The sequence below is a fragment of the Streptomyces griseoruber genome (assembly GCF_001514205.1).
Classification (GTDB): domain Bacteria; phylum Actinomycetota; class Actinomycetes; order Streptomycetales; family Streptomycetaceae; genus Streptomyces; species Streptomyces griseoruber.
Genome location: NZ_KQ948767.1, coordinates 199,917 through 213,643, shown reverse-complemented (window position 1 = coordinate 213,643; position 13,727 = coordinate 199,917). Strand labels below are relative to the sequence as shown.

Sequence of the window (13,727 nt, the reverse complement as noted above, 5' to 3'; positions counted from 1 at the left end):
GTGCACCGGCGCTTCACCGGACCGGCCACGCCGCGGCTGACCACGGCCACGGTGTTCCTCGACGGCGTGATGGCGTTCCCGGCGCAGGCCGCCGCCCTGCTGACCCCGTACCGGAACGCGGCGGGCAGGCCGACCGGTCACCGGGGTGAGCCGTACGTCAGCGACCGCGACCACCAGGCGCTCGTCCGGGCCCTGGACGCGGACGGATGGCGGGTGCACGCCCCCGCCGTCGGCGACCGCGCCGTACGCACCGCCCTCAACGCCTGCGAGCGCGTCGCCCGCCCCGGCCGCCGCGGCCGGCGGCACACCCTCACCCACCTCGACCGATGACTCGCTGCGCCCCTACCTCGGGCCGGAGCGGTACGCACGTCTTGGTGTCGGCGATGTCGAAGGGCGTGTGTTGACCGCCCGGTTGGTGGAGCCGAACGGTTGCAGCGCCTGCCCGTCAGTTCCGCGCTGCCGTTCCGAAGGGGAGGGGCTCGCCGGAGCGCAGGTGTTCCCTCAGCCACTGCTCGGTGTTGCTCACGTGCAGCAGTGCGGCGGCCTGGCTGAGGGCGGAGTCACGGGTGGACAGGGCGTTGAAGATCGCCTCGTGCTCGGCGAGCGTGCGTCCCGCAGCCTTGTCGTCGACCAGACCGCGCCAGATCCGGGCGCGCAGCGTGCGGCCGGAGACGCTCTCCAGGAGGGTGAGCAGGGTTTCGTTGCCGGTCGCGGCGACGACGGCGCGGTGGAAGGCGGCGTCATGGGCGTTGAGCAGTTCGACGTCGTCGCGGGCCTCCCGCATGGCGTCCAAGTGGCTTTTGACGTCGGCCAGTTGGTCGTCCGAGATTCGGGTGGCGGCCAGCGCGGTGGCGACGGGCTCGAGGAGCCGTCGTACCTCCATGAGGTCCTGCAGGGCAGCCGAGTCGCCCTGCAGCAGTTCCACGGCCCCGCCGAGCCCTTCGAGGAGCAGGCTGGGCTGCAGGCTGGTGACATAGGTGCCGTCACCGCGGCGGACCTCCAGGACTCGGGCGACGGCCAGCGCCTTGACCGCCTCGCGCGCGAGGTTGCGTGACAGACCCAGCTGGGCCGCCAGGTCCGGCTCCGGGGGGAGCTTCGATCCCGGCGGCAGCGCACCGGTCCGGATCAGTTCACGGATCTCCTCGATAGCCCTGTCCGTCAGAGACACCGCCCATCCCCTCCCCCCACCGTGCCCCGTGAGCACGTCCGACCTGATCAGCCCCTGAGTGCGGAGATCGTCCCAGAGGCCGTCCGGGACTTGCTGATCATGGAGTCTCGCGTCTCGTCCGGCCTGTTACGGAGTCCGCATGCCGAGGGTGACGTTGATGATACTGGGATGCGTGTGCAAGGAGGTGATCGCGGCCGCGGGCGGGGGGTGCCATGCGCCGCGCGGACCTCGGCGATCGCCCGAGCTCGGGTGTCCAGGGCCGGCGGGGCGTCCTGGTGGCCGTGGTTCATGCCCCCCGACGGGCCGGTCGCGGGAGATCCGCCAGCGGGGAACCGACCATGAACTGCCTGCCAGACATCGCATGTCTGGTGAAGGCAATGCGCATGAAGAGGATGACAAGTGGGACAAAACCCTTAGCAATAAGGGGTATTCATCCCTGCACGCTGGTTGACATCCCATGGCGACATGGCCGACCTTCATGCGTGGCCCTGCATTCCCCCTGTCCCCTTCCGCATCAGGGATGTGTCCATGTCGAGCTCGATCAACAGACGCCACTTCCTGGCCTCCGCAACCTGCTTGGCCACGGCGGCCGTTGCCGGAGGTGTGTTAGGCGCCGACATCGCCCAGGCGGCGCCCAGCACGTACACACCCGACTGGAACTCGGTCGACCAGCACCCGCCGGCCCCTGAGTGGTTCCAGGACGCGAAGTTCGGGATCTACTTCCACTGGGGCGCCTTCAGCGTCCCCGCCTTCGACAACGAGTGGTACCCGCGCAACATGTACCAGACCGGGAGCAACGCCAACCAGCACCACATCGCCACCTACGGCCGGCCCTCGGCATGGCCGTACCACAACTTCATCAACGGAGCGAAGGACCCGGCGGGCAACACCGTGCAGTTCGCGCCGAAACTGAAGTCGGCCGGCGGGAAGTTCGACCCCGACGAGTGGGTGCAGCTGTTCGTCGACGCGGGCGCCAGGTTCGCCGGCCCGGTCGCCGAGCACCATGACGGTTTCTCCATGTGGGACAGCCAGGTCAACGAGTGGAACTCGGTGGACAAGGGACCAGGGCTGGACCTGCTGCAGCTGTTCTCCACGGCCATCCGCGCCAGGGGCCTGAAGCTGCTGGTGGCCATGCACCACGCGTACCACTTCAACGGCTTCTACGAATTCGTCCCCGGCCAGACGGACCCCGGTCTCAAGAAGCTCTACGGGCAGCTGGGTTCATCCGCGGAGAACCAGCTCTGGTACGACAAACTCAAGGAGGTCATCGACCGGGCGCAGCCCGACATCCTCTGGCAGGACTTCAAGCTGGACGCCGTCGACGAGACGCAACGCCTGAACTTCCTGTCGTACTACTACAACCAGGCCAACAGTTGGGGCCGCGAGGTCGTCGCCACCTACAAGGACGGCATGAACGGCAAGGGCGAGGTCTTCGACTACGAGCGCGGCGGCCCGGGCGATCTGACCGCCCCGTACTGGCTCACCGACGACAGCATCTCCAGCAGCAGTTGGTGCTACACCCAGGGCATCGGTTACTACAGCATCCCCCAGATGCTGCACTCGTTCCTCGACCGGATCAGCAAGAACGGCAACGTGCTGCTGAACATCGCGCCGATGGCCGACGGCACCATCCCCCAGGCGCAGAAGGACATCCTGCTCGGCATCGGGGACCATCTGAAACGCTTCGGCGAGTCCGTGTACTCGACCCGGGCGTGGACCGCGTACGGCGAGGGACCGACGAAGATGGGCGGCGGTGCGTTCACCACCCCGCACGCCGGCACGCCCCAGGACATCCGCTTCACCCGCAACAAGGCCGACACCGTCCTCTACGCCACCGTCCTGGGCTGGCCCGGCACCACTCTGACGATCAAGACCCTCAGCTCGGATCGGATCGACCTCTCCTCGCTGACCTCGGTGAAGCTCCTCGGCTCCACCGCCGGCACCTACATCGACCTGCCCACTCCGGCCCAGCACTCCTCCGGCCTCACCGTCGCCCTGCCGTCCTCGGCGCCGTACAGCGCGGGTGCCTACGTCCTGAAGCTCACCTTCTCCGGCACGATCCCTGGCCTGCGGCCGCTCGTCGGCGCCATCGCCTTCACCGACGTCAACTACACCGGTAACGCCGCCGTCCTCACCGTCGGCGACTACACCGCGGCCGACCTGACCGCGGCCGGACCGGGCCCGCGCACCCTCTCCTCCCTCCGGCCGGCCCCCGGCTACCAGGTCATCGGCTACTCCGACGACAACTTCACCGGCACCTCCTGGACCTTCACCGCCGACAACCCCGACCTCAGGGTCACCGGCAACAACGACAAGGTCACCTCTCTCAGGGTTCAGTTCAACCCGGCGACGTACTTCCGGATCACCAACGTCACCAACGGTCTCGCCCTGGACGGCGGCGGCAACGTCGCCTCCGGGGCCAACCTCAAACAGTGGACCTGGGACGGCAGTTCGAACCTGCAGTGGCATGCGGAGGCTGTCGCAGACGGCTACTACAGGCTGGTCAACCGCACGAACGGCATGGTCGCCGACGGCTGGGGCGCCACGACCGACGGCTCCGCAGCCAGACAGGCCCCCTGGAACGGCGGCACCAGCCAACAGTGGAGGATCACCCACCGGGGCGGCGAACGTCATTCGATCGCCAACCGCGCCACCGGCCTGGTCCTCGACGGCGGCGGCAACGTCGCCTCGGGCTCCGTCACCAAGCAGTGGACCTACGGCAACAGCACCAACCTGCAGTGGACCTTCACCGCGCTGTAGCCGCGGGACCGCTGCCGCTGACGTGGCAGCACAGATCCTGGCGCGAGCCTCCGGCCGTACCACCGGGTTGCGCCTTGGCATGGTGCGCAACCACAACGGAGGCCCGCCTGACGTCACGTACCGGAGCTTCTACGATCGTGCCCTGCTGAACGTGTCCGGCGACGTCTGGCAGAACCCGGGCACATGGAGCGCCGCCCACACCTGCCCGTCCGGCACCACCGGAATCGTTGTCTTGGTCCGACGTCACTGTGTCTCGCATGACGACCTTTTTCCCCTCGTCAGAAGACAAGGGGCAATCCGCCTACCTCGAACGCCCCCCTCCGCGTGGTGCTGGCCCACCGGGCGGTGACCGTCGCGCCCGAGGAGACCTGCACGCTCGTTCTGTGGGCGCATGATCCGGGCGGATGAGCGTGGCGTGCCCGCCGCAGCCCCACCTGCCCTAGGCTCCGGAATCGGGATTCCGTCCGTTCGACAGCCGTGGGGAGACACGGATGAAGTGGTTGGTCTCGCTGGTCGGCGCCGGGCTCGTCATGATCACCCTGCGGGACCTGTTCCACACGCTCTGGCACCCCACTCGCCACGGTGGCCTGAGCCGGCTCGTCATGACGGCACTGTGGCGACTTGCCCGGCGCTTCCGCGCCCCCGGCCGCGTGGTCGGACTCGTCGGGCCCCTCGCCATGGTCACGGTGGTGGGCATGTGGGCCCTCACCGTCGTCCTCGGCTGGGCGATCGTCTACTGGCCCCACATGCCCGGGGCGTTCACCTTCTCGCCCGGCTCCAAGGCCGCGCAGGAGCCGGCGCTGCTCGACTCCCTGTATCTGTCGCTGGTCACGGTGGCCACCCTGGGGCTGGGCGACATCGCACCCGACGAGGGCTGGCTGCGTCTGGTGTCCCCGCTCGAGGCCCTCGTCGGTTTCGCGCTCCTGACGGCCACCGTCTCCTGGGTGCTGGAGATCTATCCGGCGCTGACCCGCAGAAGGGTCCTGGCCATCCGACTGGCCCTGCTGCGCGACGCGGATCCGACGACGCCGCAGATCGACGGCACTGCGGGGGCGCTGCTGCTGGAGAGTCTGGCCACCGAAGTCGCGCGCGTCCGCATCGACTTCACCCAGTACGCCGAGGCCTACTACTTCCATGACGGGGAGGACCACTCGTCGCTGGCGGCCATGGTCGGTTACGCCACCGTGCTCGCCCAGCGCGGCCAGGCGGCGGAACGGCCGGAGGTGCGACTGGCGGGTGCCCTGCTCACCGGCGCGTTGAACGACCTCGCCGCCATCCTCGACCAGCGATTCCTCCACACGGGCGGCCCGCCGACGGCCGTGTTCGCCGCCTACGCCGCCGACCACGGCCGCGACGGCGCTCAGCCCTGAGCGGGCAGGGGGCACCCTGAGAAGCGGGAACCGTCCGTCGGGACGCAGGCAGCGCCATTTCCGGGCGCGCCTCCGCGACGTCCGTGACCAGGCGCCATGACAGCCAGCCACCTGCCCAACGAGATCCCCTCGGAACCGCGGACCCCGGTGTGGCGGCGGGTGTCGCGGCAACAGCGCGCCCCTCTGATCTCGTCCTGTTCGGGGGCGGCCGCCCCGACGATCCTGGTGGCGGAGGGCGACATGGTCCCCCCGACGGAGACGTGCTGAAGAAGGCCCCTGACGGTGCCGGACGCGCGGGGCGGCGTCGGCGGGCACGGTCGGGGCCACGGACGGGTCGTGGTGACCGCCACCGGGAGCCGACAGCGCGGACAGCTGATCGGCCCCTGCATCCTCGACGTATCCCTGAGGACCCCGGCGAGCCGACCGCGGCCGGCATGCCGGAGACCCGGGCGTCGACGCCCCGTGTCGTGGCCGCCGACGAGCGCGACACGATGGCACTGCTCCGCCACGACACGGGGGATCCCGCGCTGCCCGGCCACTGCGGGGCGCTGATCGTGCGCCTGGTGACTACAGGACGTCAACGAACGTATCCGCCGGGCGTACGCCCTCGAACGCGAGGTCGCCCCGGCCCTTGCAGCCGGCGATGCCGCCCGCGCCGGAACCGACAGCCCCGCCCAGGCCCTGAGCACTCTCGCCCTGTACGCCCGCTCCGTCCACGGCGCCGAATCGACCACCGCCGTGACGACCTTCCTCGACTGGGACACCCACACCATCACCTACAGCAGCGCCGGCCCCGCAAGTGGGCCGTACGCGGCCTGACCAGAACCGCCGCCCTGGAACTGGGCCGCGACCACATCCGCGTCAACGCCATCCACCCCGGCGTCGTCGCCACACCGTTCATCACCGAACCCGCCGCCGGCAGCGACACCCCGATCTCCGACCTCTGCTCCCCCGAGCCGTTCGCGATCCCGCGCCTGGGTGAACCCGCCGACATCACCCGGGCCCTGCTCTTCATCACCTCGGACGACACCTCGTTCGCCACCGGCTCGGAGTTCGTCATCGACGGCGGCCTCCCGCTCGGCCCCGCCCTCGAGCACGAGGCCGCCCGACCGCAGCCCGTCATCCGACAACCGGGAGCGGAGCCGGGCGTTCGGCGTGTTTGGTCAAGCGGTGAGGACGAGGTCGAGCATGATCCTGTGGTTCTTCGTTCGTCCGACACCTGCTCCCCGCATGTGGAGACGGCCCCTTCGGGCGCCTTCCGTGTCGCTGTCCGCGCCGCCGCCCTGTTCACAGCCGTGCCCGTTCGACCCACGGCCAACGGCGACGGGCTGCCCCGCAACGGCGGCAGGCGCACAATGGAAGGGCGCACCGCCCTTCAGGGCGCGCCAGTGACGGGTTCACCGCAACCGCGGACGGGTCCGCTGACGATCCCTGGTCCAGCCGTGGCGACCAGGAGGAACCATGCCCGTGTTCTCGCCCGGCGAAGGCATCCGACGGCGGCGGGGCGTCCTCCTGCTCACCCGCAGAGGTGCTCGCCCCACCCCTCCCCGCCCGTCGCGCCCGGCCCAACTGCGAGCGCTGCTCGCGGTGCTGGACGAGGCGGTGGCCGCCCAGCGGCCTGCCGACGCCGCGGTGGCCGCGTGCGGGGAGCCCGGCCCCGTCTCCGGCCAAGCCGCCCGGGACTGCGGCGACGCGAGCTCGGCCCTCCTCCGTCTGCGGGCCCGGCTGCGGCAGCTGCCGCTCACCGACCCCGACCTCGTGGAGGCACAGGCGTACGCGGAGCGGTTGCTGGCCTACGACCAGTGGATGGTGTACCAGTCGGTGAACCTGGCCTTCTCCGTGCACCCGGATGCCCGCACGGAATCGGCCCGGCTGCAGCTGAACGGACTGGGCCGGTCAGCGGACGATCTACGACGGTTGCGTGAGGGCCTCCAGCTGGAGGAGAGCGCCCCCGTGCATCCCACCCGCCGGACCGGGTGAACGACACGGGCCCCGCGTCCAGGACATCGACGGGGCGAGGAGGCCGCCATGGAGTTCGACGTGATCGTGGAGATCCCCCAGGGATCCCGCAACAAGTACGAGATGGACCACGAACTGCACCGCATCCGGCTGGACCGGCTGCTGTTCACCTCGACCAAGTACCCGGCCGACTACGGCTACATCGATCACACGCTCGGCGGCGACGGGGACCCGCTCGACGCCCTGGTCCTGACCGGCGAACCCACCTTCCCCGGCTGCACCATCGAGTGCCGGGCCGTCGGCATGTTCGTCATGAGGGACGAGCACGGCCCGGACGAGAAGATCCTCTGCGTGCCCGCCCACGACCCGAGATGGGCGACGGTGCAGGACATCGGCGACATCCCCTCCTTCGACCAGCTGGAGATCACCCACTTCTTCGCGGTCTACAAGGATCTGGAACCAGGCAAGTCGGTCGAGGGCTCCCACTGGGAGGGCCGTGAGCAGGCGTACGCGGAGATCGACGCGTCCCGCCGACGGGCCACGGAACACCCTCACTGAGCCTCCTCCGACTTGAACGCAGCGGGCGGGGTCGGTGCGGGGTTCGGTGAGGGTCCGCCCGGTCCCCCTTCGGGGCGGGGCAGGCCACGGTCACCTGAAAGGTGCGGGACACCCCGGCGGTGACATCCCGGGCGGTGACATTCCGGGAACCGATTTCTGGCTCCAGAGCGGCATGCGGCCCCGGAGCCGACCCGACGCGGCCCGGGAACGTCTGCGTCGTCGCGAACGACGACCCCGCCAACGGCCACAGCCCCCTCCCAGGGCAACCAGACGACCTACTTCGACGTCTACTCGCTGCTCGGCCCCGTTCCCGACCGGTTCGAGCCGAACGAGTCGATCGACACCGCCGTCGCCACCGCACTCGCAGGCTCGCGATCCCGGTGGTCACGGACGAGCCGTACTTCGCCGCGGTCGCCGACGCCGACGTCACCGACCCGACCGCTCCGGGTGACGCCTCCCCGACCGAGCCCGCCGCAGGCCACCCACGACCTCACCGTCGTCGACCGCGCGGCCCCCGCCCCCCGGAAGGGTTCGCAGGCCGATGCGGCCCTCCAGCCGGGCAGGGGGGCACCGAGGCAGTGGTGGATGCCGTGTCCGAAGGCGAGGTGTCCACGCCCGGCGCGCTGAGGTCGTGCGACTCCGGGGCCCGGTCACGCCGGCACCCGACCGGCAACGGGGACGCCGAGCAGTGCCATCGCTTTACCCCTCGTCGTGGCGGGCCGTGCGAAGGGCACCGCCAGACCCCGAGCGGCCGCGAGGATCTCCGCCACCGTCTGCGGAGGCTTCGGTGTCCCCACCCGACGCACGCTCCCACGGCACCCGTGCACAGTCCGCGGAGCATCTCCTTCTCCGGAACACCTTCGAAACATTCGGAGTTGGATGGATCTCCTGATCATCAGCTGAGAGCGCTCTCATCGTGGACCGCAGTCGCCTTACTCGAAAGCCCGCACTGAACAGGCATGTTCCGGCATGTTCCGCTCACAACAGAGCGCTCGGACGGCCGAATGTTTCGAAAGATGTGCCGAAACTGTTGACAGTTGGCAGGGGCATACCAACACTCCCGGTGAACAGAGCCGCCCCCTTGCCGAAGGAGGAAGCACGCGCATGAACGGCACACCCGCACCCGTACTCCCGAAGCGGCGCAGGCACGAACTCTTCGGGTTGCTCGACCGATTCCGGCGGACCGTCAGTGGGGTCTGCACCATGCTGCTGGTCACCGCGGCCGCACTGATCCTGCCTGGTACCGCCCACGCCGACACGGTCGTCACCACGAACCAGACCGGCACCAACAACGGCTACTACTACTCGTTCTGGACGGACAGTCCAGGAACGGTCTCCATGAACCTGGGCTCCGGTGGCAACTACAGCACCTCGTGGAGCAACACCGGCAACTTCGTGGCCGGCAAGGGCTGGAGCACCGGTGGGCGCCGGAGTGTGACCTACTCGGGGAGCTTCAATCCGTCCGGCAACGCGTACCTGGCCCTCTACGGATGGACGTCGAACCCGCTCGTCGAGTACTACATCGTCGACAACTGGGGCACCTACCGGCCCACGGGAACGTTCCTGGGCACCGTCACCAGCGACGGCGGCACGTACGACATCTACAAGACGACCCGGTACAACGCCCCGTCCGTCGAGGGCACCAAGACCTTCGACCAGTACTGGAGCGTCCGCCAGTCGAAGAGGACGGGTGGGACCATCACCACCGGCAACCACTTCGACGCCTGGGCCCGCGCCGGGCTGACGCTGGGCAGCTTCACCTACTACATGATCCTCGCCACCGAGGGCTACCAGAGCAGCGGCAGCTCCAACATCACGCTGGGCACGGCCGGTTCGGGCGGTGGCGGCAGCGGCTGCACCGCCACCCTCTCCGCCGGCACGCAGTGGAGCGACCGCTACAACCTCAACGTCTCGGTCTCCGGCTCCAGCAACTGGACCGTGACGATGAACGTACCGTCCCCGGCGAAGATTCTCTCCACCTGGAACATCAACGCCACCTACCCCAGCGCCCAAGTCCTCACCGCCACACCCAACGGCAGCGGCAACAACTGGGGCGTCACCGTCCAACACAACGGCAACCGGACCTGGCCCACCGTCACCTGCACCGCGACCTGAGCCCCGTATCCCCGCCCCACCGAGGCTGAAGGGCCCTTCCCCATGACGACCATGCCCCACCTTCCCTTACGCTCCCTGATCACGAGACTGGCCGTCGTCGCGCTGGCAGCGGCGGGCGTCCTCACCGTCGACAGCGGCGCACCGGCACAGGCCGCCACCTGCAACGGGTACGTCGGGCTCACCTTCGACGACGGTCCGTCCGGCAACACCCCCGCCCTGCTCAACGCGCTGAAGCAGAACGGGCTGCGGGCCACGATGTTCAACCAGGGGCAGTACGCCGCCGCCAACCCGGCCCAGGTCAAGGCCCAGGTCGACGCCGGCATGTGGGTCGGCAACCACAGCTACACCCACCCCCACCTGACCCAGCAGAGCCAGGCGACGATCGACTCGGAGATATCCCGGACCCAGCAGGCCGTCGCGAACGCGGGCGGTGGCACACCCACGCTGTTCCGGCCTCCCTACGGCGAGACCAACGCGACGGTGAAAGCGGTAGAGGCCAAGTACGGGCTCACCGAGATCATCTGGGACGTCGACTCACAGGACTGGAACGGTGCCGGCACCGAGGCGATCGTGCAGGCCGCCGCCCGACTCACCAACGGTCAGATCATCCTCATGCACGACTGGTCCGCCAACACGCTCGCGGCCATCCCGCGGATCGCCCAGGGGCTGGCCGCTCGCGGCCTGTGCGCCGGAATGATCTCGCCGCAGACCGGCCGGGCCGTGGCCCCCGGCGGTGGCGGCGGTGGCGGCAGCGGCTGCACCGCCACCCTCTCCGCCGGCACGCAGTGGAGCGACCGCTACAACCTCAACGTCTCGGTCTCCGGCTCCAGCAACTGGACCGTGACGATGAACGTACCGTCCCCGGCGAAGATTCTCTCCACCTGGAACATCAACGCCACCTACCCCAGCGCCCAAGTCCTCGCCGCCACACCCAACGGCAGCGGCAACAACTGGGGCGTCACCGTCCAACACAACGGCAACCGGACCTGGCCCACCGTCACCTGCACCGCGACCTGAGCCCGGTGACGCGGGGTGGCGCGGCAGCGCAGGGGGCTGCCGCGCCACCCCGTACCCCGGACGACCACTGCTCCGTCACGCGTACGCCGACCCCGCGTAGAGATCAGGACACCGGGTTCATGGTGAGGGCGCGGCCGATGGAGCATCCGGCACGACCGGCGACGGCACGTGTCACGGGACCGGGGAAGAGGTGACAGCGCAGGCGTCACGGTTTCCGGTGATGGTGTGGTGGCCCTTCGGACCCTCACGAGTCCGTGATCGGGCGGGCGGCATGTGCTCGGGAGGCCTTCGACAGCGAGCACATCCTCGTTCGGCCGCGGGTGCCCGGGGCACCGGCAGGGCACGGCGGACGCCGAAGCCCGCGCGCACGCGCGGAGTGAGGTACCTGACCGACCGGCGTCACGGTCCACGGCGACGGCGGGGAACGGCCGATCACGATGCGCCGGATCAGATGGGTGCCCTCATGGATGACGTGTCAGTGGTGCCGGTGACCGTGCTGGTCCCGGTGCCCGGTCCCGGTCAGCTGTTCCCGGCGCCAGGTGCCGGGGGCCACGGCGTGGGCGCGTTTGAAGGCGCGGCTGAACGCCTCCTCCGAGTCGTACCCGACCCGATGCGCCACGGCGGCTACCGAATGCCCTGTGGTGGCGAGCAGGTTCTCGGCCAGGTGCATCCGCCAGTCGGCCAGGTAGCGGATCGGTGAGCGGCCGAGTACCTGGCGGAAGCGCTCGTCCAGTACGGACCGGGACACCGCGACCGTGTCGGCGAGCTGCTGAACGGTCCAGTGGTGGTCCGGCGCGGCATGCATGCGGGCCAGCACCGGCGCGAGGACCGGGTCGGCGAGCGCGGCCAGCCACCCCGTGTCGATCGCCGGCGCGGTGGCCAGGTGCAGTCGGAGGGTTTCCAGCAGCACCAGCTCGGACAGCTTCGTCGCCGTCCGGTCGGTGCCCGGTGCCGGGGAACCGGCCGCCAGGGCGTAATCGATGCTGGATCTGATCCACGTCGCCGCCGGTCCCTCGGGCGGGCGCACCACGAAGAGGGGCGGCAGCGCCCGTAGGGCAGGGTTGAACAGCGGGTGGTCGCTGTGCAGATAGCCGCACACGATGTCGGTACGTCCGCCGCCCGCGCCATGTCGCAGCACCGGCAGGGTCCGCCAGGGGGGTGGGTCGAGCAGTTCGAGGATCGGCACCTCCTCCGCCGTCTCGGCCCCTCCCATCGCATGCTGTTCACCGTAGGGCACCACGACGACGTCTCCCTCTCGGGCCCACAGGCGTTCCCCGCTCCGGGCCCGGGCCCAGCACGTCCCACCGGCGATGATGTGGAAGACGATCAAACGCCTTGCGCCCGGTCGGAGGATCCGGACGAGTTCGTCGGGCGCCGGTGACCGGTAGGCCCATCCCTCCGTGAACTCGGCGCGGAAGAAGAGCGCTCCGTCCAGCCGCAGGCCCCGCAGCGCCGCGTCCAGCGCGGTCCACGCCGTCGCGGGCCGGGTCACCGTCCCTCCGGAGCCATCTCCGGGGCCACGGCCAGGAGCCCCGGTCGTGCGGTCATGGCTCTTCCTGCCGGCCGTCACGAGTATCAAGTGTGGCACCACCGAGGGTGCCCACCACCCGAAGGGAACGCACCATGGCGCTGTACCTCGACGTCCACACGATCAGCGGTGGCGTCACCGCGGAAGACGCAGCAAGGGCTCACAGGGCGGATCTGCAGACGCAGGACAGGTTCGGGGTCCGCTACCTGCGCTACTGGGTCAACGAACCGGAGGGAAAGGTCTTCTGCCTCATCGAGGCACCCTCGGCGGAGGCCGCCGGCGCCGTGCACCAGGAGGCGCACGGCCTGCTCGCCGATGACATCTTCCCCGTTGAGGAGGGCGACTGAGAAAAGCCGGCCGGAACAACCGGGCGGCGCGGGGGCTCTTTCGGCCGACGGGTTCGGTTCCCGGCCGGAGGACTCGCCCCCGGCCGCCACCCCCTCCGCGCCAGGTGTTCGCGTGTACGACGGCCCGGCAGAAACGATCACCGGGAGCGGACGGAGCGGACCCGGCGTTCGTGACGCCCTCCGCACGGCCCGCTGGCCGCCCATGTGTGGCTGTGTGTCACCGGTGCTCCCGCCGCCCGCCCCGGCCCCGCCGGAGTTCCACGGTCGTCGTGACCCGGGTGAGGCCGGGACGTCTGGGCACCGAGCCGAATCCGAAGCGGACCGGTGGTTCGACGGACGTCAGCCCACCGAGGTCGGTGCCCGCGATGGCTGCCGACACCTCGCGGATCGCCCGCACGTCCCGCGCGCCGTACCACTCACGGCGCCCCGCACCGGCGCTGCCCCGCGTCCGCACGCCGGGCAGCAGGGCACGGGCGGGCCAGTCCGTCAGCGCCGCCCACGCGGGGCGACGGGCGAGGGCGGGGGGTACGGCACACAGCAAGAGCCCCGTAGCCCGGCGCCGGCCGATGGTGAAGCGCAGGTCGAGTGGCCCGGCCGCGACCGTCCAGCCGGCACCGGCGACGCGCACCTCGACCGGGACGAGGCGCACCGAGTCGAATGTGTAGGTGGCGGTGACGAAGTCGGCCGTCTCGCGACTGGGAGCCAGCAGCAGCCTTTGCCCGTCGGGCCATTCGATCATCACGTCGCTGAACGGTCCGAACGGGGAATGTGGCCAGTGGCCCAGCACGATGCGCGTGCCGGAGGCGGTACCCATGCCGGCGATCCAGCCGTCGAAACGCAGCCGCCGACGAGAGACCAAGCCCTGCACCGCCTCCGGTCCGAGCGGCCGGTGGACGAACATCCGG

The 13,727-nt window shown here is 70.1% G+C and carries 11 protein-coding genes and 2 pseudogenes; 10 read left to right on the top strand and 3 right to left on the bottom strand.

Annotation, left to right across the window (positions count from 1 at the left end; all coding sequences use genetic code 11):
- Complete coding sequence (locus AQJ64_RS49060; protein WP_055636302.1) at positions 1-330, top strand: hypothetical protein; 330 nt, start codon at positions 1-3, stop codon at positions 328-330.
- A 115-nt stretch (positions 331-445) separates the two neighbouring features.
- Here AQJ64_RS49060 and AQJ64_RS16135 read toward each other — a convergent pair whose 3' ends face one another.
- Entirely contained in the window at positions 446-1,168 is a 723-nt protein-coding gene (locus tag AQJ64_RS16135; protein WP_055636301.1) for a FadR/GntR family transcriptional regulator, read from the bottom strand.
- Positions 1,169-1,696: 528 nt separating this feature from the next.
- Between AQJ64_RS16135 and AQJ64_RS16130 the strand changes: the two genes are divergently transcribed.
- From AQJ64_RS16130 to AQJ64_RS16100, 8 genes and pseudogenes are all read left to right on the top strand, one after another.
- On the top strand, positions 1,697-3,928 hold the full coding sequence (locus tag AQJ64_RS16130; protein ID WP_055636300.1) for an alpha-L-fucosidase: 2,232 nt from the start codon (positions 1,697-1,699) through the stop codon (positions 3,926-3,928).
- 73 nt (positions 3,929-4,001) lie between these two features.
- Positions 4,002-4,115, top strand: a pseudogene (locus AQJ64_RS52280) (acetylxylan esterase); the annotation flags it as partial.
- Between the two features lie 304 nt (positions 4,116-4,419).
- The gene (locus AQJ64_RS16125; RefSeq protein WP_055636299.1) at positions 4,420-5,298 is read left to right on the top strand and encodes a potassium channel family protein; all 879 of its coding nucleotides are present in this window, start codon (positions 4,420-4,422) and stop codon (positions 5,296-5,298) included.
- Positions 5,299-5,732: 434 nt separating this feature from the next.
- Positions 5,733-6,359 (top strand): annotated as a pseudogene (locus tag AQJ64_RS52275) (SDR family NAD(P)-dependent oxidoreductase); the annotation flags it as partial.
- Between the two features lie 400 nt (positions 6,360-6,759).
- A complete protein-coding gene (locus tag AQJ64_RS16115; protein WP_055636297.1) occupies positions 6,760-7,278 on the top strand; it encodes a hypothetical protein in 519 nt (172 codons plus the stop codon).
- A gap of 48 nt (positions 7,279-7,326) precedes the next feature.
- The gene (locus AQJ64_RS16110; RefSeq protein ID WP_055636296.1) at positions 7,327-7,815 is read left to right on the top strand and encodes an inorganic diphosphatase; all 489 of its coding nucleotides are present in this window, start codon (positions 7,327-7,329) and stop codon (positions 7,813-7,815) included.
- A gap of 1,203 nt (positions 7,816-9,018) precedes the next feature.
- Positions 9,019-9,930: a glycoside hydrolase family 11 protein gene (locus AQJ64_RS16105; RefSeq protein WP_099054044.1), complete on the top strand. Its 912-nt coding sequence runs from the start codon at positions 9,019-9,021 to the stop codon at positions 9,928-9,930.
- 42 nt (positions 9,931-9,972) lie between these two features.
- A complete protein-coding gene (locus AQJ64_RS16100; RefSeq protein ID WP_055636295.1) occupies positions 9,973-10,947 on the top strand; it encodes a polysaccharide deacetylase family protein in 975 nt (324 codons plus the stop codon).
- A 475-nt stretch (positions 10,948-11,422) separates the two neighbouring features.
- Here the strand turns inward: AQJ64_RS16100 and AQJ64_RS16095 are convergent, their stop codons facing one another.
- A complete protein-coding gene (locus tag AQJ64_RS16095; protein WP_055636294.1) occupies positions 11,423-12,439 on the bottom strand; it encodes an AraC family transcriptional regulator in 1,017 nt (338 codons plus the stop codon).
- A 131-nt stretch (positions 12,440-12,570) separates the two neighbouring features.
- Here AQJ64_RS16095 and AQJ64_RS16090 point away from each other — a divergent pair, with 131 nt between their 5' ends.
- Positions 12,571-12,822: a DUF4242 domain-containing protein gene (locus AQJ64_RS16090; protein WP_055636293.1), complete on the top strand. Its 252-nt coding sequence runs from the start codon at positions 12,571-12,573 to the stop codon at positions 12,820-12,822.
- A 217-nt stretch (positions 12,823-13,039) separates the two neighbouring features.
- On the opposite strand, the gene AQJ64_RS16085 is transcribed toward AQJ64_RS16090, so the two are convergent.
- The gene (locus tag AQJ64_RS16085; RefSeq protein WP_055636307.1) at positions 13,040-13,723 is read right to left on the bottom strand and encodes a hypothetical protein; all 684 of its coding nucleotides are present in this window, start codon (positions 13,721-13,723) and stop codon (positions 13,040-13,042) included.
- Between the last annotated feature and the right edge of the window lie 4 nt (positions 13,724-13,727).